The sequence below is a fragment of the Saprospiraceae bacterium genome (assembly GCA_016709995.1).
Classification (GTDB): domain Bacteria; phylum Bacteroidota; class Bacteroidia; order Chitinophagales; family Saprospiraceae; genus JADJLQ01.
The window spans coordinates 247,811-266,362 of record JADJLQ010000002.1; the positions used below are offsets into that span (position 1 = coordinate 247,811).

The following is an 18,552-nucleotide window of genomic DNA, read 5'->3' on the forward strand; positions in this document are numbered from 1 at the left end:
TAGAGCAATGCAAACTAGAACATTCATATCAAAGGCTGAAAAGGCTATTTATTTGATCGACCAAAAGACGCATATCAAATTATGGTTTTGGGGTATCATAGTGAGCTTGATTCTTTTTTCCTTTTTGCCCTGGACTCAAAATATAAAAGCAAAAGGATACGTAACTACACTGGAACAAGAATACCGCCCCCAAAAAGTATATGCATCCATTCCTGGTAAAATATTCATTTGGCAAGTAAATGAAGGAGATTTTGTAAAAAAGGGAGATACCATTTTGGTCCTTTCCGAAATCAAGGAGGAATACCTGGACCCTAACCTTATTAACCGTACTCAAAGTCAATTAGACAACAAAAAGACGGGAATTGAATTTTATCAAGGCAAGATCAACACAACACAAAAGCAAATTGAAAATCTAATGCAAGCCAAAAAGCTTAAAATAGAGCAGTTAAAGAACAAGCTTCAGCAACTCAAAAATAAGTTGGAAGGTGAAACAGCCGAACTACAAGCCAATGAAAATGAAACTAAACTACTTAAGGATCAATACGACCGCCAACTAAAAATGTTTGAACAAGGCTTGGTGTCTCAAACCCAATTGCAACAAAGAAATATTCAATATCAAAATGCTTTTTCGAAAAAGGTGGTCACAGAAAACAAGCTTTCGCAAACCCAACAGGAAATAATAAATATTAGAGTAGAACAAAATGGAATTGAACAGGAATATACCGAAAAAATCAATAAAGCCGAGGGAGATAACTATCAAAATAAAAGCCAAATAGCCAATACGCAAGCGGAAGTGGCCAAACTCGAAAATCAAGTGAGCAATTACACCATTCGTAACCAAATGTATGTAGTGCTGGCGCCGCAAAATGGACAGATAGTACAAGCGAATAAAGCTGGCTTGGGTGAAATACTGAAAGAGGGTGAACCAATATGCTCTATCGTGCCGGAACGGGTGAACTATGCAGTGGAGATGTATATAAGACCCATGGATTTGCCTTTGGTAAATATAGGACAAAAAGTACGATTTATGTTTGATGGATTTCCGGCAATCATTTTTAGTGGTTGGCCACAAAGCAGTTATGGAACATTTTCTGGAAAAGTAGTGTCTTTTGAAAATACTATTGGTAAAAATGGCTTTTATCGGGTGCTCATTGCTGAAGACGAATCTATAAAAAAATGGCCCGAACAATTGAGGATAGGTACTGGAGCCCAAAGTATACTACTCCTCAAAAATGTCCCAATATGGTATGAAATATGGAGAAATATAAATGGTTTTCCGCCAGATTTTTACGAAAATAATTCTAAATCGGATAGAACAAAATGAAATTAGTCGTAGTATTTTTTATACTGTATAATATAGCAACTTCATTTGCACAAACCCTAAGTATAGAGCAATTTCTAAACATCATAAGACAAAATCATCCGGTGGTGAGCCTTTCTAAAATTGAAATTGAGAAAGCAAAAGCCAATATAAACATAGCTAAAGGCGCTTTTAATCCAATACTTGAAACTTATGTAGGTCGCAAAACTTTGGATCAAGAAACCTACTATCGGGATTTGAGCCCCAGCCTTAATATTCCTACCTGGTTTGGCTTAGATTTTCATGCAGGCATCGAACAACTAAGTGGTAGTCGTACAAGTCCTGTCGAAACTTTGGGACAATCAAGCTATTTAGGCTTTTCGGTTCCTTTAGCTAAAAATCTACTATTGGATAAACGCAGGGCTGCGCTACAACAATCAAAATTATTCCAAAATATGGCCATACTGGAGCAGGCTACAATAATAAACGATATTCTTATGGATGCAGCAGCTCATTATTGGCAATGGTGTAATGCTTTTTTAGTGCTTAAGACTTTAGATGCTGCAGAACTAGTAGCCAACCGACGATTGGATTTTGTCAGACAGTCTTTTCTAAATGGTGAAAGGCCGGCTATTGATACACTGGAAGCTATCACACAATATCAAAATTTATTACTTCAAAGAACTGAAAGCCAAATGACTTTTATCAATGAAGGGTTGATGCTCAGTACATTTTTGTGGTTGCCAGATAACATACCTTATCAGCTATCAGAAACAATAGAACCCTCCACTAACCAGGAAAGTGAATTGATTGTGAGTCAGTTTACATTAGATCTATCCGAGCTTTTGCAGTCGGCAGAAGACAACCATCCTGTATTGGCTATTTACCGTGAGAAATCCAACATATTGCTAATCGATAAAAAACTAAAATTTCAGAGTCTATTACCCAAGGCAGACTTTACCTATAACATCATAGACAAAGACTTTGTCCCAGTAAGCAGTGAAGGGCTTTTTTTCAGAAATAATTATCAATACGGTTTAAAATTTTCGATGCCTTTGTTATTTAGTACTGCAAAAGGAGAATATAGGCAAGCAAAACTTAAAATTTCTGAAAATCAAATTATGACGGAGCAGAAAAAAAATGAGCTTTTAAATAAAATTCGCTTGTACCACAATGAATATTTGAATTATCAAAATCAAATAAAAACGCAGGAACAAATGTTGCAAAATTTCCAAAATCTATTAATTGCCGAAGAAACCTTATTGTTTAATGGGGAGAGCTCCTTGTTTTTGATCAATTCCAGAGAGAATAAAGTATTGGAAACGCAAAAAAAGCTGATCGAACTGAAAACCAAATATTTTAAGTCAATTTATTCTGTAAGATGGAGTGCTGGATTATTGCAATAATAATAACATAAACTATGGAAATATTGATACCATTATTCTCTCTGATTGCCTTAGAAGTTATTCTGGGCATTGACAATATTATTTTTATTTCCATTCTGGCAGATAAATTACCGGAAAACCGACGAGCCAAACTTCGATATTGGGGCATAGGCTTAGCGATGGTGATGCGTTTGATTTTATTGGCTTTTATATCCTGGATCCTTAAATTAGACAAAACCTTATTTAGCCTTTGGGGCACTGACTTTTCAGGCAAAGGATTGATTTTGATTATTGGTGGTTTGTTTTTACTATACAAGAGCACAGTGGAAATTTATCACAAATCTGAAAGGGCCAATGATAACAAGCTCCTTCAATCACAAAATAACAACTTTCAGAAGCTGCTTATACAAATAATACTTTTAGACTTGGTGTTTTCCGTGGATTCTATACTGACGGCAGTAGGTATGGTGAAGGAGTTATGGGTCATGTATACAGCTGTAATTGTAGCAGTTATTATCATGTTTTTTGCTTCTGGACCGATTTCTGATTTTATACGCCACCACCCATCTTTTAAAATTTTGGCCTTATGTTTTTTGATGATGATTGGTGTAGTTCTTATAGCTGAAGGTTTCCATTTTAAAATACCCAAAGGATACATTTACTTCTCTATGGCTTTTGCGTTTTTGGTGGATGTAATTCAAATGAAGACAGTGAAAAAGTAATAAACAAATCCCGATTATAAATTTCTCTGGATGGTATAGACTTCATTCCAATACTGGTTCAAGGTCAATTATAAATCTGTTGAACGGTCGTTCCAAAGTAAGGGATAACAATTCTCAGTCACTTCCTGGCAAAAACTGACAAACTTATAATATTGTCCAAGATTTCCCGCTTCTTTGTATACTGGCGTCTAAATCGCCAATAATATTGTAACATGATGAACTTGCAGGATTTTTTTTCTGGTGATCAGCCCCTACAATCTAAAAAGATCTTAAACCCTTCAGAGTCGGTCATAACCATGAACATCAAAACTGGGGGTTTATTAAAAGAACATATTACAGTTATACCGGCATTATTAATTTGTGTTACAGGCGAAATAGTTTTTGAAGATGAGCATGGTAAATCAGAAATACTCCTGCCGGCAGATATAATTAATATCGAACCACAGGTAAAACACCGGGTAGTCGCTAAGAAAGACAGCCTACTTCTTTTAATCAAATAATATCAACTTGTATGAAACCTGGTAAATTTATCCTTGTGACGCTGGTGATCGCATGTTGGATCGGATGTAAATCCAAAGAGCAAGTCACCCAGGATCCTCTGGCCCAATATACAGTGATGGGGAACCGCATAGTCAAAAACACTTTTGACACACTTCGCCATTCATTACAGTCAGCTATCAGCCAGGCAGGATATGAAAATGCGGTCACCTACTGTAAGACGGCTGCATTGTCTTTGACCAATACATATGGATCGGACTCTATAAGGATCAGCAGGACATCACTGAAATATCGCAATCCTGCCAATAAGCCGGGTATCGCAGAAGCAGAAGTCCTGACTTCTTTCGAAGACCAGATCAGTCAAGGGATAAAAACGGACTCCTTAAAGCCCATTATTATCGCGGGGACTAATGGTACAGTGCATTTTTACAAGCCAATACTCCTTCAGCCACTGTGTATCGCTTGTCATGGGAGCAAGTCAGCAGATATAGCACCTGCCGTATGGGATCAACTGCAGACAAACTACCCTTCAGATATGGCATATGATTATAAAGTGGGTGATTTAAGAGGTATGTGGCATATCACCTTCGAAAAAAAATGATTAGATCCAAGGTAGTTTAATCACTAGTTTTTTTTATCTAAACTTCAAATTTGCTCCAATACCTGAGGCTATCAGTATCGACTGTAACAATAGTGGCTGAACATCACCCGGATACTCCTTTACCTTTGTAATAAATCAAAGAATCAGACCACCATGAAATACTTTTTTAATTCAGTTTATTTAATCGTATTTATGATAGTCATTGGATTGACTACCAGTTACTGTACTAAAGACGATGTAGCCACGGATCAGGATTCAGGGTATATCAACCTCAGTAACCTTTACTATCAGATCAATGATTCTCCAATGGAAGCTCTCAGTCAGGGTGAGATCAATAGTCTTGTCTATATGAGAGAAGAAGAAAAACTAGCCCAGGATGTCTACCGCACTTTATACCAAAGATGGAAGTCAAATATTTTTATCAATATTTCATCGAGTGAGCAGACCCATATGGATGCAATCTTGCACTTGCTTCAAAGGTATAATTTGCCAGATCCTGTAGCTTCTAATGAAGTGGGTGTTTTTACCAATACCATCTTGCAGGACTTATACAATCAACTGGTCATAAAAGGCAACAGTAGTCTGTCAAATGCATTCCAGGTAGGTGCGACTATCGAAGATCTGGATATCTTTGATTTGACCCAAGCGATGATCCTGGTAGACAATCAAGATATCAGCCTCGTATATAGTATGCTTACCAAAGGTAGTCGCAATCACCTGAGGTCTTTTTATCGCAACATTCTGAACGTGGGAGGTAGTTATACTCCTATCTATATCACACAGGAAGAGTTTGAGACTGTCATCCAGGGTAATATGGAAACCGGCTTTTAAAACGAACTTTGACCCGGGTAATAAGGAGGACAAAGTCATTTAAGTTTTTTAGCAGATTATACAATTATGATTTGTGCTTGTGACTTATGCTGGATGGCTCCGTGGGTGCATAATCACAACTACCTTCAAAACATTTACCCGAAGCACATCCAAAAGCAAATAAACCCATGGACGCAAAATACAGACCCAATGCTACTCCCAGCCACTGATGTATCAGGGCGGATTGTATCATCACAAATCCTCCCAATACCAGGTATATAACCCGATGAAAGGTCCAGCCTTTCAAGATTCTGTCCTTCATAAGTTAGTTGGATTGAATATAGTCTACCTCTCTCCAGGATCCCCCATTATAAGCTTTGATGCCTTGGTGAGTCAGGATCTGGGCAGCCATACCGCTTCTATTACCCGAGGCGCAACATAACACCAGAGGTTGAGGAAGTTTTTTTAGTTCCTGCATTCTTTGATCAAGTTCCTGTAGTGGGATATTGACAGACTTTGGTACACTGCCACTCATATACTCTTCTCTGGTCCTTACATCTACTACTGTTCCATTTCTTTTTTTTAGAATCTCTTGTATCTGCATGCTTTTTTAAATTAAATAGGTGTTATGATTATTTTTCTTTTTTTTGAAATCCTGTTAAAAACAAAAACCCCATCAGTGACCCATACAGGGTACTGTTCAATGGGCTGGAGGTGATCGCGCAAGTGCCGCTCGTACATCCTACAAAATGAAAATATGAATAACCTGCTATCGCGCCAAGGATTACTCCGAGCACTGCAAGTCTATATCTGTTTATAAAAGTCATTTGGTTTATGTTTGAAGGCACAAAATTCGGGGGTATTTTTAAAACAGTCTGCCACTTTTGTTACAGTTGGACTTTGCGACTACGATTTTTAAAGAAGGCTTAATCTATCTCACAAAAGATGGTCATCCAAAATTCATCTGTTCTGGCGTAGTCCATGTTATTTTTTAATACTTGCGTTGTAGCAATCAAAATTGTATAGTTTCGCCATTCGGCAATTGATTTGATATGACTAAGGCTCAAGACCCCACCAGTACCTATATGATCAAATCCTGGGTAGAGCAATATGCAGACACCCTGTATACCTGGGTTTATTATAAAACAAGGAATAAAGAACTATCAGAAGACCTCGTACAGGATACTTTTTTGGCAGCTTTACAATCTTATACTTCATTTGAAGGCAGGAGTAGCCCTCTGACCTGGCTAATGAGCATTCTAAAATTCAAGTTAATAGACCATCATCGGCTTCAGATCAAAAGGCCTGAGTCAGAATACCTGGATGGGTCTTATTTTATCCCCGAGGGTGGTTGGAAGCAAACTGCTATGCCTTTGGATTGGCCGGAGAGCCAGCCCCAGGAAGTGCTCGAAAAGACTTTGTTGCATTGCCTCGAAAAATTACCCCCATCCTGGAGCGCAGTCATCAGGTTAAAATACCTTATAGGAAAAAAAGCTGTATTGATCTGTCAGGAATTAAACATAAGTCCTACTAATTATTGGCAATTAATCCATCGTGCAAAAATGCAACTGAGGTCTTGTATCGAATCCAATTTGGAAAAAAATATTTAACCCTTTCATTATGAACATGAATTCTTTTATGATATCCTGCAAAGAAACTACACTCCTGGTGGAGAAAAAATCATTGTTTGGTTTGTCTTTTAAAGATCGACTTCAACTGAAGATGCATACCATGCTCTGTGAAGTATGTCGTCGATATCGGCTACAAAGCAATCGAATAGACTTATTACTTCATCAATTTTTAGATCCTGCTCTTCCCATGGATGCTCCATTGATAACAAACCCGGAGCTCAAAGAGACCATTATTAAAAATTTATGAATCAGGCTATCCTGCTTTTAGGCGGGCAACTACTATTATTGGTAAAAAAAGAACAATCCACAGAGACAATCAGGGAGGTCTTGGCTAATAAAAACATAAATGATCTGGAGGAAGTATTAAGTACAGATGATGCTCGAAAAACTTTTTGGATTAATATATACAATGCATATTTTCAAATTCTTTCCCATCAGCCATTAATAACGAAACCTGGCATTTTTACTGAAAAGCTGATTACACTGGCGGGACACCAGTTTAGTCTGGATGATATAGAGCATGGTATTTTGCGCAAAAAACGGTGGAAGTATGGATGGGGCTATCTACCCGCTCCTTATACTTCACTGATCCGAAGACTGGCAGTTCATCGTCGCGATTTTAGAATTCACTTTGCGCTCAACTGCGGCGCGCTGAGTTGCCCACCTATTGCGTTTTATAAACCGGAGAACATAGAAAAACAACTGGACCTGGCTACCTCTGCATTCTTAACCACAGAGACTATAGTAAATGTCTCGAATAGATCTGTACAGGTCACGAGGCTGATGGATTGGTTCAGGGCTGATTTCGGCGGCCTATCGGGTATCCGTAAAATCCTGAGCCAGTATTTAAAGGAGGACTTTAGGCGATATAAAGTCAAATTTAGTGATTACAGATGGGAACAAAAATTATCCAACTTTAAAGGACAGAAGGCTTGAAAAGAAGATATTGCTTTTGATTCAGAGAGGAAAGGAGTTATCCACTCAACTTTTTTCATTTTTTTAAGTTTGTTTTGTCAGGATGCATCCAAACATCCGACAGATACCGTATATAACCAGTAGAAAGAAGAATTTTTGATCAAAAACAGTCTCTGGATGAAAAACAAAATCAAATCTTTAAAAGCATCAGCAAATGAATTGGCTGATCCCGTACATCAAATCGGGATTCTGGAAAGGCGGTCAGAGGATGATGCCCATATCCTCATACCATTTCAACAAAAATTAGAATCCACAGGACTGTATCCCCTGACCGCTACTGAGATCACTACCCTGCAGATCAATGTTGGTAAAATGTGTAACCAGGTGTGTCAGCACTGTCATGTAGATGCCGGACCTGATAGAAAAGAGATCATGACCAAAGCGACCATGCTTGAATGTCTGAGGGTATTGCGAGATCACCCTTCTATCCAAATCGTGGATCTCACCGGAGGTGCTCCGGAGATGAATCCTGACTTCAGATGGTTTGTAGAGGAATTAAAAAAATTAAACCGACATCTATTGGTAAGGTGTAATCTGACTATCATCCGCGCCAACTCTAAATATTTTGACCTGCCGGAATTTTATAAAAAACATAATATAGAAATCATCTCTTCGCTACCTTGTTATACCAAAGAAAATACAGACAAACAAAGAGGAGATGGCGTATTTGAAGACTCTATTACTGCGCTGCGAATGCTCAATGAGGTAGGCTATGGGGTAGAAGGTACAGGGCTAATATTAAACCTGGTGTATAACCCCGTAGGAGCATCCCTGCCCCCCTCTCAACAAGGACTGGAGTTGGATTACAAACTTTTTTTAAAACGTGATTTTGACATCGTATTCAATCAGCTATATACGATCACCAATCTTCCTGTGAGCAGATTTTTGGACTACCTGTTAAAATCTGAAAAATATATCCAGTATATGGACAAACTGATACAGGCCTACAATCCACTGGCTGCTGCAAAGGTGATGTGCAGAAGCATGTTGTCCGTAGGTTGGGATGGGTACCTGTATGATTGTGATTTTAATCAAATGCTAGAGATGCAAGTAAATGTAGCCGGCAGACATATAGCTGATTTTAATTTAAAAGCCCTTCGGAGTCGCGAGATCCTCATCGGGCAACATTGTTATGGTTGTACTGCAGGAGCAGGCAGCAGCTGTGGGGGAGCCGTAGCCTGACATTTAAGATCACATGCACATGAGAAAACTGACCGCCGAATTTGTTGGTACCTACTTCCTCCTGTTTTGTGGATGCGGAGCCATCGTGATCAATCAGGTCAGTGATGGTGTGATCACCCACATGGGTATCGCGATCACTTTTGGGTTGATCATCATGTGCCTGATCTATGCATTGGGTGATATATCCGGAGCCCATTTTAATCCGGCTGTGAGCATAGCTTTTACCGTTGCCGGAAAATTTCCCAAATCGGACCTGGTGCCCTATATCATCAGTCAGATCCTTGGCGCAGTGGCAGCAGCCTTTACGCTAAAAATACTATTTCCAACCAACCAGCTATTAGGGTCTACCATACCTGCTGGCAGTGCCCTCCAATCATTTTTCCTGGAGATCTTACTTACATTATTATTGATGCTGGTGATTATCCGGGTAGCTCATGGAAGCAAAGAAGTGGGCCTCTTTGCTGGAGTGGCGATCGGTGCTACGGTCGGTCTCGATGCGATGTTTGGCGGACCCATAAGTGGAGCCTCCATGAATCCGGCTAGATCGATCGGCCCTGCCCTCGCATCAGGTCACCTGGAGCATTTATGGGTTTATCTTTTAGCGCCGGTGATCGGAGCGATTCTCGCTATTTATTTGAATAATTATCTCATCAAAAAAATAAAATAAAACTTATCCTCATGTCTACCACTTATCTCGAAACGACTAAAAATGTATACAAACAAGCTGCCGAAACACCGGATGTCGGACTTTGTTGTACGACTACCCCTATCTGGCAACTGCCGGATCTGGACATTCCGGTGATTATGCAACGAATGAATTATGGTTGCGGCAGTACAGTCCATCCACGCGACCTGGTCAATAACCCCCGTATCCTGTATGTAGGAGTCGGTGGAGGCATGGAGTTGCTCCAGTTTGCGTACTTCAGCCGACAGTCAAAAGGGGTGATTGGTGTAGATGTAGTTGATGAAATGTTAGCTGCCAGTGCCAAAAACTTCCTCGAAGCAGAGCAGCTTAATCCCTGGTTTAAAAAAGAATATGTAGATCTCCGCAAAGGTGATGCCCTTTACCTTCCGGTAGAAGACAATTGTGTTGATGTAGCAGCCCAAAACTGCCTGTTCAATATATTTAAGCAGGAAGAACTGATGCAGGCTTTGCACGAAATGTACCGTGTACTCAAACCTCATGGCAGGCTGGTCATGAGTGATCCTGTTTGTGATGCAGTGATGCCGGATACCCTCAGAGAGGATGAAAGATTAAGGGCCTTGTGTCTGAGCGGATCTCTTCCACTAAAAGATTATATCAGGATGATCACCGAGGTCGGATTTGGCACCGTGGAGATCAGAGCCAAAAGACCATACCGGATACTGGATCCCAGGCATTATGCTACCGATCATCTGATCTATATCGAAAGTGTGGAGGTATGTGCCATCAAAGACCCTATGCCAGTCGACGGCCCTTGTGTGTTCACAGGCAAAACAGCTATCTATTTTGGAGATCGGGCTTATTTTGATGACAAAAAAGGACATACCCTGATGCCCAATCAACCACTTGCTGTATGTGACAAAACAGCAGGCGCTTTGGCAAGTTTGCACCGGGATGATATTTTTATCTCGGGTAGCACGTTCTTTTATGATGGAGGAGGGTGTTGTTAGACGAACTGTAGGGGTGTAATATATTAATTCATGTCACCGTGTAATTGTCTCGAAACAGGAGCTAAGTTCCGGGAGTTATACTCCGACCCTGTCTTTTTATAAGACTTCAATTACTTTTTTAAAATTTTCGGTTTTTAATAAATCAAAATTTTTTGGAATGAGAGGACTTAAAGTTTGGCGACGATTATTTTTTGCACGAAGTATTACAATCGTTGTCGGATATGAGTTTAAATTTTGCTGATATGCCAAATGTTTATCCACCGTTATAAATAATTCAAATCCATTGTCTGACATCAGTCTTAATAACTCTCCATTTTTCTTACCTAGCCATCCTTGCTCTTTGACAGACAAAACAATATGTACTGATTCAAATTCATATTTTAGTTTGCGGGGCAAACTTTCATCAAGCAAAATTTTCATGTAAAGTTTTTTCCGTCAGAAGCGATTTTTTCGCCATTTCCAAAACAGCCAATGCAGCCGCCAGGGTTATAGATGGAAAGTCATCTAAAAACTCAGCCAAATCATCACCTCCTTCAATATAATCAAAGAGATTTTGTATAGGAACTCTAGTGCCAGAAAAGACAGGGGTTCCGCCCATAATTTCGGGATCTATGCTAATTTGACCATATATCATTTATAAGGTATATTTATTTTATTTATACTTCCAAAGGTACCCGATAATTTTATAAGTGAACAAAGTTCCGGGAGTTTGACATCAGCTAGTGCTCAATATGTCTACATTAATAATAATAATCAGCGAAGTAAATAGGTGCAGTGCAGCTGCTCAAGTACAGACTCCTAAAGAGGAATGGTTAATTTAAGAAGAATGAATGTACGCAGTGAATGAGTGAACAAAGTTTCGGGAATTTAACACCGACCACTTTTCCTAATCAGGCGCCCCAAATCAGGTCATCAGATCGTCTGTTCTCTCAATAGCTTTCCCTTTTCAGCCTCCCAGTCTTCGATAGTATCGACATCACGAAGTGTAGGCAGGAGTTTATAAAGTAGTCTTTTATGTTGCAGGACTTTGATCGTCTCCAGCAAAACCTGATCTGTGCTCCAGGGGATATGCTGGAATAACTCAGGTATGAGGGTATTCATGCCCAAAAGATAATAACCACCATCGTGGGATGGACCGATGACTACATCATGAAAATCCAGGGCAGTATAAGCTTGCTCTATAATGTCATTGGTGATGCCGGGGCAGTCACTACCTATGATGAGGATCTTTTCATACTCAGGCGTTAGTCTAAAAGCATTGAGCATGCGCTCTCCTAAGTCGGCTCCTGTCTGCAGGTTTTTGCTAAACTTTTTCTCAGGCCAAAGATCGTGTCGTTCTACTTTGTCAGAATAAAATAAAAGCCTGGTCGTATCGTCTACTCCAAGAGCGACTATACGGGTATGATCCAAAAGGTTTTTATAAATTTCCAGTGCAGCCACATCTCCGATCGAAGCAGCTAAGCGCGTTTTGACCTTTCCCAGGACTGGATTTTTGATGAAAATAATAAGAGCTTGTTCCATAACCTCTCTTTTTATTACATAATTTGGCCAGCAAAATTAAAAGATATTCTCTAATCTAAAAGAGATCACTTCGGTTTAATCTATGGTGACGGACACCGACGCTCCATTTTTATTTTTAGCATCCTTTTTGTCCTCTTTTTGAAGTTTCATGCCTTGTTTTAGCTTTCGGCTTACCGTAGCGTAGGGTCCGGTGATGACCTCTTCGCCGCCGTCAAGACCTGTGAGGATCTGGATATACGTATCATCCTGGATACCGGATTTCACCAGCACCATTTTGGCAGTATCTGCACTGTACAAAAAGACATATTCTTTAAATTCGTTGGATTTAGTCTTGACAAGGGAGTCCTTTTTTTCGTCTTCCCGGGTGGTCACTGCCGAGATGGGTACAGATATGATATCGCTGCGCGTATCGGTATAGATCTCCACAGCTGCCGACATACCTGGTCTGAATGGAAATCCTCCCTTACTGATCATATCCCGATAAGTTTCTACCAATATCCTGATCTTGACCACAAAATTAGTCACCTGGTCTGAAGACAATGTCTGGATCGTAGTGGCTCCTGTATTGGATGCAGAATTGGCTATTTCAGTGACGATGCCTTTAAATTTTTTATCGAGATAGGCATCTACTTCTATGTCTGCTGTATCTCCGAGGGTCACTCTCAGAATATCATTTTCTGACACATCGACCTGCACTTCCATCTCTGCAAGGTTGGCGATACGCATCATTTCAGTTCCTGCCATTTGAATCGTACCTACTACGCGCTCACCTTCTTCTACATTGAGTTTTGAGATGATGCCGGAAGAGGGAGCAAAGATGGAGGTTCTGGACAGCGAAGTTCTTAATTCTTTGAGCGAAGCTTCCGCACTTTTTACAGTAAACTCAGCTGCTTTACTACTTTGAATAGAACTGTTGAGATTTGATTTGGACGATTTCAGATTGGCCTGCAATGCATTTACATTTGATAAAGAAAGATCAAAATCCGCCTGAGAAATCACTCCCTGATTCTTAAGTTCAATATTGCGGTTGTGTATTTTAGTAGCATTGGCCAGATTGGCCTCTATTTGTTCTATTTGTGCTTTGGAGGTTTCTATTTGTGCCTGGCTCATCCCAACCTGGCTACGCGCGTTATTGACACTGGCATTACCCCGCTCTACCGCTGAAAGGTAAGTATCGGGGTTGATCTTGGCCAATAACTGTCCGGCACGCACACTGTCGCCTTCCATGACCTGGAGTTCGACGATCTCACCGGATACATCGGAACTGATTTTGATCTCTTTCTCTGGAAATATTTTGCCACTGGCAGATACCGTCTCGTGAATGGTTCTGGTGCTCACTTTTTCAGTAGTTACTTTTTCTCCTTTGGGTTTGTTTTTGTTCTTAAAATAAGCGAAAACCATAAGCCCAATGAACAGTGCCAGCAATAGCCAGATCCACCATCTATTTGATTTTTTCTTCTTCTTGATATTGCTCGATGTCATGATATTATGAATCTAATGAGTTACTATTCTTTTTTAGTTAAGTGCTATCCTCCTGCCAAGATAATAGTCGATGACTTTGGTGCGGAAGATATAATCATACCGCGTGACCAGCTCTTCGGTGACAGCTATGTCCAATCTGTTTTTGGCAGATAATAATTCGAAAGTATTGGCAGCGCCTATGTCAAATTTTGTTTTAGCATTATTATAAGCCAATTGTTGAGCGACGGTGCTTCTTTTGGCTGCTTCGTAGGAATTGGCAGCAGCCCTGGCGTCATTGAGTGCAGTCTGGATATTATTTTTGAGTGTTTCTTTGGTTTGTTCATTATTGAGTCGGGCATTTTCTACGGCGAGTTCTGCTTGTTTGACAGCCCCTTTGGCACGATAATTATTGTAGATAGGTATACTTAAGCCCAACCCTATTCCATACCCCAGGTTATTATCTAATTGATTAAAATAAGGGCTTTTCTCTACTACAGGTATTTGATTTACAGTAGTCAAAGTAGTACTCTGGCCATTAAAGATGACCGTCACAGGAGTATTGACGGTTTGATATCCCGTGATTCTTTTGCCAAGGCTGGAGAACAAACTATTGAGATTACCCCCTACTGTAACAGAAGGCAAAAAGGCTGACTTTTGAATTTTTACACCCATCTCTGCACTTTGAATTTTTAAATCACCTGATTTGATGTCAGATCTGTGATCTAAGGCATAATTATATATACCAGCCAGGTTGGCTTCTTGTACGGATGGTTGCAAGGCATTTGCTGCAGGTCGTTCGATGTCAAAAGCTTCATCTATCGGTAATCGAAGCAGTTGTTTTAATCCTAGTTTATTGCTGTTGACCTGGTTTTCGTATACAATGATATTTTGTTCTTCGCGAGCCTGCTGGGCTAATATTTCCAACCGGTCACCCTCAGGTCTACTCCCTGCTGCTATGAGTTTGTCCACCTGATCCAGCTGCTGAGTGGTGGTTTGAACCTGGATTCGTGCATTATCCAGCCTATCCTGTGCAAATAATATGGCCAGATAATATTGTACTACATTGAGGGATAAGTCTTCGGTGTATTGATCGGCATCTAACTGTGCAGTCTGTACATTGATTCCCGATTGGGCTATGGTATTCTTTATAGCACCTCCATTGAATAAAGTCATGCCAGTATTGATACCGATACTATTGTTACTGATCGATCGAGTCTCAAAATCATTTGATACAGGATCGATAGTTCGTCCAAAGTTTAGCCCATAGTTTGAAGTAGCGTTTATTCTTGGATATTTGCTGTTTTTAGCCTCAGTCGCACTGATTTTGGCCCGATCTATCAAGAGATTGTTCTGTTTTACTGCCAGGCTATTTTCACGTGCATGTTCTACACACCGCTGGAGGGACCATGCTGGTTGGCTATAGATGGTAATGGCTCCGGATAGAAGGAGGCAACCGATGATAAAGAATCGTTTCACAATAAAAAGGGACTGGTAATAGAATATTTAGACAAGATTAGATGAAAATCAGCAAGTTATTGGGTTTTTTCTATAAAAACAGGCAGCCAATCGATGAAAGTGGGTTTAGCTTGAGTATTTAGATAAAATCTGGATTTAAATGCCTCTGCATTAAATACCCTTGAGACTAAAAATGATTTGGGGTAGGCTCCAGGCAGGTAATCGAAATATTTAAAATCCTTCTTTGGTAGTGTCAGCAGCATATAAGACCTTAGCCCAATCATGCAAAATACCCCCTTTTCAGTCATTGAAGTCAACCACCTCACCCTGCTCAGGGCTGACAAGACTATCCTTAAGGATCTTTCGTTTACGCTAAATCCCGGCGAACATATAGCCATATTAGGACCTTCCGGTAGTGGCAAAACGACCCTGTTGCATGCGCTCACCGGGAGATCTTATTACCAGGGCGAAATCTGGATCCATCCGACGGCAAAAGAGCTAATGGTCCTGGTTGATCAACAACATCATTTTACCAATCGGTCCAATACCAATGATCTGTACTATCAGCAACGATACAACTCCGCCGATGCAGAAGATACCCTCACCGTGGCAGAGACTCTTAGTCAATATGGCGATGAATCATCCGAAGTACTAAAATTGATGAAAATTGAATACCTGCTGGACAAGTCTTTGATTCAACTTTCAAACGGAGAAAACAAAAAACTCCAAATAGCCCAGGCATTGCTACGCAAACCCAGGCTCTTGATTATGGACCAACCCTTTGTAGGTCTGGATGTAGAGACAAGGGCCTTTATGCATCATTTGCTCAACAGCTTATCTTCGAGCATGACCTTGATCCTCGTGACTACCGCTGGCGAAATACCGGAATGTGTCAATAAGGTCCTCCTTCTCCACCAAAATAAGCCTGCCGAATGTTTGGAAAAGAATTTTTTTGACACGCTCCACCACACTGAAAGGAATAAATCTACCCGTAATGAAAGGCTTAGATCCCTGGTCGTCACTACTACCCCTGTCCAGGTGCCCAATCCGGTGATCGCGATGCATAAGGTGACTATTCAGTATGGTGACAAAATCATCTTGCAGGATATAGATTGGGTAGTGCAGCGCGGAGAGCGATGGGTATTGTCCGGAGCCAATGGGGCAGGCAAATCAACCCTGCTCAGCCTGCTCGTTGGAGACAACCCTCAGGCATACGCTCATGATATCACGCTTTTTGGTCAACCTCGGGGGAGTGGCGAAAGTATCTGGGACTTAAAGAAAAAGATTGGTTACTTCTCGCCGGAACTTTGTGTATTTTTTGATCCGGAAAGCACTTGTTTTGGAGCCGTGGCATCAGGACTGTTTGATTCAATAGGATTGTTTAAAAAATTGAGTGTTGCTGAAAAAGCCAAGGTTACTGAATGGATGATGGCCACCAACCTGGCGCCGCTGGCAGACAAAAGATGGTATGAGCTGTCCATCAGTGAGCAACGAAAGGCTTTATTGGTTCGCGCTATGATTAAAAATGCTCCTCTGTTGATCCTGGATGAGCCATTGCAGGGCTTGGACGATGATCAATGCCAGGAGCTCATCGAGATGATCAATACGGTTTGTGCTTATGGTGAGCGTACCTTGATTTTCGTGACACATTATGCTGGGCAGGTACCGGAGGGTGTGGATCATACCTTGCGATTGGAAAAGGGGAGCATAATAAATAATTGGCTATAAAGAGTTATTCAGTTGTGGCCATCATTTTACTTACCCGGTCAGGTGTTTCAGAAAAGAAGTGATGTCTCCTTTTCCTACCTTTACGCTGTTGTGCAGGTAAAAATCAATTTCAGCCTTGTCAGTATTTAAAAAATTAGCCGGCGAAACCGCCTTGTATGGTGTCAGCAGTATCCTCGCCAGGATGGTCAATTTTATTTTGGTCCCCATCCATACAGAGGTGTTCAAAAACCGTGGTGACTATGGGGTGGTGGGACAATTGTACGCATGGATCGCACTGGGTGTGGTCCTGTATACCTTTAGGATGGAGGCCTCTTATTTCAGGTATACCAGCAATGATGACAAGAGTAGCTCCTATGCCAACGCCAAAGTCTTTACTTTAATCACGGCGATTGCTTTTTCTATTGTGGTGCTCCTTTTCAGTGATCAGATCGCCGGCTGGTTGGATATTGAGGGTTATGGACACCTGGTGAAATATGCCGCAGGGATCGTCGCCCTCGATGCCATCTGCGAATTGCCTTTTGCACGGCTGCGCCTTCAAAAAAGACCGATCAAATTCGTTTTGATCAAATTTGTCAATATTGTCATCAATCTCCTGCTCAATGTTTATTTTTTACTTTGGCGACCGAGACATGGTATTGCTGATGCACAGGATTTGTTGGTCTATGTGTTTGTCGCTAACCTTTTTGCCAGCCTGGTCACCTTAATCCTCTTGTCAAAAGAGTATTTGTTCGAAGGCTTTAGTTTTAATCAAGCAGAACTCAAGAAGATATTGTCCTATGCCTGGCCTCTTCTTATTGTTGCTTTGTCGGCTGTGATCAATGATGCGATGACCAGGCAGTTTCTTGGCTGGTTGTCCCCCGGCACCCTGGTCGACAGGCAAAACGCTATGGGGGAGTATAATGCCTGTATCAAGTTTGCAGTGTTTATTTCTTTATTCGTACAGGCATTCAGATATGCCGCAGAACCATTTTTTTTCAAACATATGCATGCAGCTGATGCCAAAAAAGATTATAGTCAAATCACTACTTATTTTACCCAGTTCATGATGATTGGGTTCGTAGGTGTCTTGTTATATCTTGATTTTTTCAAACAGTATATTGTACGTACACCGGCTTATTTACAAGCCATCGGAGTCGTGCCCATCGTATTAATGGCCAATGTATTCCTCGGCATCTATTATAATGTATCCAATTGGTACAGACTCACCGATCGCACCAGATACGGTATGTACTCGGCGGTGATCGGTGTAGCATTGACGATTGTATTCAACCTGATACTGGTACCGAAATACTCTTATATAGGTACGGCCTGGGCTATGCTGATCTGCTACGCAGGTATGACCATCGTCACGTATGCGTGGGGGCAGCGGTTTTATCCAATCCCCTATGAATTGGGTAAAATAGTGTCGGTGATGATCGTTGGAGTATCAGTTTATTTGATAGTCTCCGGCATGGATCGTTGGCTGGAGCCTGGCCTGGTGGCGAAGTTTGCGATTCACACACTTTGGATGTTGGGGTTTGTGGTTTTATTTAATTGGCCTTTGGTGAAAACGGTGTTAGCTCGGCAAAACCAAACATAAAAGCCTGTTAACACACAATATGTTGTTTATCAAATTAATTATATAATTTTA

Annotated in this window: 22 protein-coding genes; 14 read left to right on the forward strand and 8 right to left on the reverse strand. The window is 40.8% G+C overall.

Features of this window, described 5'->3' with window-relative positions; all coding sequences use genetic code 11:
- Nucleotides 1-7 precede the first annotated feature (7 nt).
- The 6 genes from IPJ09_15500 (at nucleotide 8) to IPJ09_15525 (ending at nucleotide 5,337) form a co-directional block, all read left to right on the forward strand.
- The gene (locus IPJ09_15500; protein MBK7372813.1) at nucleotides 8-1,324 is read left to right on the forward strand and encodes an HlyD family efflux transporter periplasmic adaptor subunit; all 1,317 of its coding nucleotides are present in this window, start codon (nucleotides 8-10) and stop codon (nucleotides 1,322-1,324) included.
- Complete coding sequence (locus IPJ09_15505) at nucleotides 1,321-2,706, forward strand: TolC family protein (protein ID MBK7372814.1); 1,386 nt, start codon at nucleotides 1,321-1,323, stop codon at nucleotides 2,704-2,706. Before IPJ09_15500 ends, IPJ09_15505 begins: the two co-directional genes overlap by 4 nt.
- Nucleotides 2,707-2,720: 14 nt before the next feature.
- Nucleotides 2,721-3,407, forward strand: coding sequence for a TerC family protein (locus IPJ09_15510; GenBank protein MBK7372815.1), 687 nt, complete (start codon nucleotides 2,721-2,723; stop codon nucleotides 3,405-3,407).
- Between the two features lie 296 nt (nucleotides 3,408-3,703).
- Entirely contained in the window at nucleotides 3,704-3,907 is a 204-nt protein-coding gene (locus IPJ09_15515; GenBank protein MBK7372816.1) for a hypothetical protein, read from the forward strand.
- An 11-nt stretch (nucleotides 3,908-3,918) separates the two neighbouring features.
- The gene (locus IPJ09_15520) at nucleotides 3,919-4,506 is read left to right on the forward strand and encodes a DUF3365 domain-containing protein (GenBank protein MBK7372817.1); all 588 of its coding nucleotides are present in this window, start codon (nucleotides 3,919-3,921) and stop codon (nucleotides 4,504-4,506) included.
- A gap of 192 nt (nucleotides 4,507-4,698) precedes the next feature.
- Nucleotides 4,699-5,337 carry a DUF2202 domain-containing protein gene (locus IPJ09_15525; protein MBK7372818.1) on the forward strand — a complete coding sequence of 213 codons (639 nt, stop codon included), beginning with the start codon at nucleotides 4,699-4,701 and terminating at the stop codon, nucleotides 5,335-5,337.
- Nucleotides 5,338-5,401: 64 nt separating this feature from the next.
- Here the strand turns inward: IPJ09_15525 and IPJ09_15530 are convergent, their stop codons facing one another.
- Genes IPJ09_15530 through IPJ09_15540 form a run of 3 tightly spaced genes read right to left on the reverse strand, consistent with a single transcriptional unit; the run spans nucleotide 5,402 to nucleotide 6,143 of the window.
- Nucleotides 5,402-5,638: a hypothetical protein gene (locus IPJ09_15530; protein MBK7372819.1), complete on the reverse strand. Its 237-nt coding sequence runs from the start codon at nucleotides 5,636-5,638 to the stop codon at nucleotides 5,402-5,404.
- A gap of 3 nt (nucleotides 5,639-5,641) precedes the next feature.
- Complete coding sequence (locus IPJ09_15535; GenBank protein MBK7372820.1) at nucleotides 5,642-5,920, reverse strand: rhodanese-like domain-containing protein; 279 nt, start codon at nucleotides 5,918-5,920, stop codon at nucleotides 5,642-5,644.
- Between the two features lie 28 nt (nucleotides 5,921-5,948).
- On the reverse strand, nucleotides 5,949-6,143 hold the full coding sequence (locus tag IPJ09_15540; protein MBK7372821.1) for a hypothetical protein: 195 nt from the start codon (nucleotides 6,141-6,143) through the stop codon (nucleotides 5,949-5,951).
- Nucleotides 6,144-6,368: 225 nt separating this feature from the next.
- On the opposite strand from IPJ09_15540, the gene IPJ09_15545 reads away from it, so the two are divergent.
- The 6 genes from IPJ09_15545 to arsM all read left to right on the forward strand — a co-directional run bounded on the left by IPJ09_15545 (nucleotide 6,369) and on the right by arsM (nucleotide 10,757).
- Nucleotides 6,369-6,926 (forward strand): sigma-70 family RNA polymerase sigma factor, encoded by a 558-nt coding sequence (locus IPJ09_15545; protein ID MBK7372822.1) that lies wholly within the window; start codon nucleotides 6,369-6,371, stop codon nucleotides 6,924-6,926.
- Between the two features lie 16 nt (nucleotides 6,927-6,942).
- A complete protein-coding gene (locus tag IPJ09_15550; protein ID MBK7372823.1) occupies nucleotides 6,943-7,194 on the forward strand; it encodes a hypothetical protein in 252 nt (83 codons plus the stop codon).
- Complete coding sequence (locus IPJ09_15555) at nucleotides 7,191-7,883, forward strand: DUF547 domain-containing protein (GenBank protein ID MBK7372824.1); 693 nt, start codon at nucleotides 7,191-7,193, stop codon at nucleotides 7,881-7,883. Before IPJ09_15550 ends, IPJ09_15555 begins: the two co-directional genes overlap by 4 nt.
- A 168-nt stretch (nucleotides 7,884-8,051) precedes the next feature.
- Nucleotides 8,052-9,104: an arsenosugar biosynthesis radical SAM protein ArsS gene (gene arsS, locus IPJ09_15560; protein MBK7372825.1), complete on the forward strand. Its 1,053-nt coding sequence runs from the start codon at nucleotides 8,052-8,054 to the stop codon at nucleotides 9,102-9,104.
- 19 nt (nucleotides 9,105-9,123) lie between these two features.
- On the forward strand, nucleotides 9,124-9,771 hold the full coding sequence (locus IPJ09_15565) for an MIP family channel protein (GenBank protein MBK7372826.1): 648 nt from the start codon (nucleotides 9,124-9,126) through the stop codon (nucleotides 9,769-9,771).
- A gap of 11 nt (nucleotides 9,772-9,782) precedes the next feature.
- Nucleotides 9,783-10,757 carry an arsenosugar biosynthesis arsenite methyltransferase ArsM gene (arsM, locus tag IPJ09_15570; GenBank protein ID MBK7372827.1) on the forward strand — a complete coding sequence of 325 codons (975 nt, stop codon included), beginning with the start codon at nucleotides 9,783-9,785 and terminating at the stop codon, nucleotides 10,755-10,757.
- Between the two features lie 96 nt (nucleotides 10,758-10,853).
- Here the strand turns inward: arsM and IPJ09_15575 are convergent, their stop codons facing one another.
- From IPJ09_15575 to IPJ09_15595, 5 genes are all read right to left on the reverse strand, one after another.
- Nucleotides 10,854-11,177, reverse strand: coding sequence for a DUF5615 family PIN-like protein (locus tag IPJ09_15575; protein ID MBK7372828.1), 324 nt, complete (start codon nucleotides 11,175-11,177; stop codon nucleotides 10,854-10,856).
- Nucleotides 11,161-11,391, reverse strand: coding sequence for a DUF433 domain-containing protein (locus tag IPJ09_15580; GenBank protein ID MBK7372829.1), 231 nt, complete (start codon nucleotides 11,389-11,391; stop codon nucleotides 11,161-11,163). The genes IPJ09_15575 and IPJ09_15580 overlap by 17 nt, the downstream gene beginning before the upstream one ends.
- Nucleotides 11,392-11,669: 278 nt before the next feature.
- Nucleotides 11,670-12,278, reverse strand: coding sequence for a TIGR04282 family arsenosugar biosynthesis glycosyltransferase (locus tag IPJ09_15585; GenBank protein MBK7372830.1), 609 nt, complete (start codon nucleotides 12,276-12,278; stop codon nucleotides 11,670-11,672).
- Between the two features lie 75 nt (nucleotides 12,279-12,353).
- Nucleotides 12,354-13,760 carry an efflux RND transporter periplasmic adaptor subunit gene (locus IPJ09_15590; GenBank protein MBK7372831.1) on the reverse strand — a complete coding sequence of 469 codons (1,407 nt, stop codon included), beginning with the start codon at nucleotides 13,758-13,760 and terminating at the stop codon, nucleotides 12,354-12,356.
- A 33-nt stretch (nucleotides 13,761-13,793) separates the two neighbouring features.
- Nucleotides 13,794-15,215 (reverse strand): TolC family protein, encoded by a 1,422-nt coding sequence (locus IPJ09_15595; protein MBK7372832.1) that lies wholly within the window; start codon nucleotides 15,213-15,215, stop codon nucleotides 13,794-13,796.
- A 261-nt stretch (nucleotides 15,216-15,476) separates the two neighbouring features.
- Here IPJ09_15595 and IPJ09_15600 point away from each other — a divergent pair, with 261 nt between their 5' ends.
- Nucleotides 15,477-16,922 carry an ATP-binding cassette domain-containing protein gene (locus IPJ09_15600; protein MBK7372833.1) on the forward strand — a complete coding sequence of 482 codons (1,446 nt, stop codon included), beginning with the start codon at nucleotides 15,477-15,479 and terminating at the stop codon, nucleotides 16,920-16,922.
- A 115-nt stretch (nucleotides 16,923-17,037) separates the two neighbouring features.
- Nucleotides 17,038-18,501 (forward strand): polysaccharide biosynthesis C-terminal domain-containing protein, encoded by a 1,464-nt coding sequence (locus IPJ09_15605; protein MBK7372834.1) that lies wholly within the window; start codon nucleotides 17,038-17,040, stop codon nucleotides 18,499-18,501.
- Nucleotides 18,502-18,552: the final 51 nt, after the last annotated feature.

Excerpts from the sequence above, each read along its gene's own strand:
- IPJ09_15550 (MBK7372823.1), top strand. The coding sequence starts at position 6,943 with ATGAATTCTTTTATGATATCCTGCAAAGAAACTACACTCCTGGTGGAG.
- IPJ09_15565 (MBK7372826.1), top strand. The coding sequence starts at position 9,124 with ATGAGAAAACTGACCGCCGAATTTGTTGGTACCTACTTCCTCCTGTTT.
- IPJ09_15555 (MBK7372824.1), top strand. The coding sequence starts at position 7,191 with ATGAATCAGGCTATCCTGCTTTTAGGCGGGCAACTACTATTATTGGTA.
- IPJ09_15580 (MBK7372829.1), bottom strand. The coding sequence starts at position 11,391 with ATGATATATGGTCAAATTAGCATAGATCCCGAAATTATGGGCGGAACC.
- IPJ09_15530 (MBK7372819.1), bottom strand. The coding sequence starts at position 5,638 with ATGAAGGACAGAATCTTGAAAGGCTGGACCTTTCATCGGGTTATATAC.
- IPJ09_15505 (MBK7372814.1), top strand. The coding sequence starts at position 1,321 with ATGAAATTAGTCGTAGTATTTTTTATACTGTATAATATAGCAACTTCA.
- IPJ09_15520 (MBK7372817.1), top strand. The coding sequence starts at position 3,919 with ATGAAACCTGGTAAATTTATCCTTGTGACGCTGGTGATCGCATGTTGG.
- IPJ09_15585 (MBK7372830.1), bottom strand. The coding sequence starts at position 12,278 with ATGGAACAAGCTCTTATTATTTTCATCAAAAATCCAGTCCTGGGAAAG.
- IPJ09_15575 (MBK7372828.1), bottom strand. The coding sequence starts at position 11,177 with ATGAAAATTTTGCTTGATGAAAGTTTGCCCCGCAAACTAAAATATGAA.
- IPJ09_15525 (MBK7372818.1), top strand. The coding sequence starts at position 4,699 with ATGATAGTCATTGGATTGACTACCAGTTACTGTACTAAAGACGATGTA.
- IPJ09_15515 (MBK7372816.1), top strand. The coding sequence starts at position 3,704 with ATGAACATCAAAACTGGGGGTTTATTAAAAGAACATATTACAGTTATA.
- IPJ09_15600 (MBK7372833.1), top strand. The coding sequence starts at position 15,477 with ATGCAAAATACCCCCTTTTCAGTCATTGAAGTCAACCACCTCACCCTG.
- arsM (MBK7372827.1), top strand. The coding sequence starts at position 9,783 with ATGTCTACCACTTATCTCGAAACGACTAAAAATGTATACAAACAAGCT.
- IPJ09_15545 (MBK7372822.1), top strand. The coding sequence starts at position 6,369 with ATGACTAAGGCTCAAGACCCCACCAGTACCTATATGATCAAATCCTGG.
- IPJ09_15590 (MBK7372831.1), bottom strand. The coding sequence starts at position 13,760 with ATGACATCGAGCAATATCAAGAAGAAGAAAAAATCAAATAGATGGTGG.
- IPJ09_15500 (MBK7372813.1), top strand. The coding sequence starts at position 8 with ATGCAAACTAGAACATTCATATCAAAGGCTGAAAAGGCTATTTATTTG.
- IPJ09_15540 (MBK7372821.1), bottom strand. The coding sequence starts at position 6,143 with ATGACTTTTATAAACAGATATAGACTTGCAGTGCTCGGAGTAATCCTT.
- IPJ09_15535 (MBK7372820.1), bottom strand. The coding sequence starts at position 5,920 with ATGCAGATACAAGAGATTCTAAAAAAAAGAAATGGAACAGTAGTAGAT.
- IPJ09_15510 (MBK7372815.1), top strand. The coding sequence starts at position 2,721 with ATGGAAATATTGATACCATTATTCTCTCTGATTGCCTTAGAAGTTATT.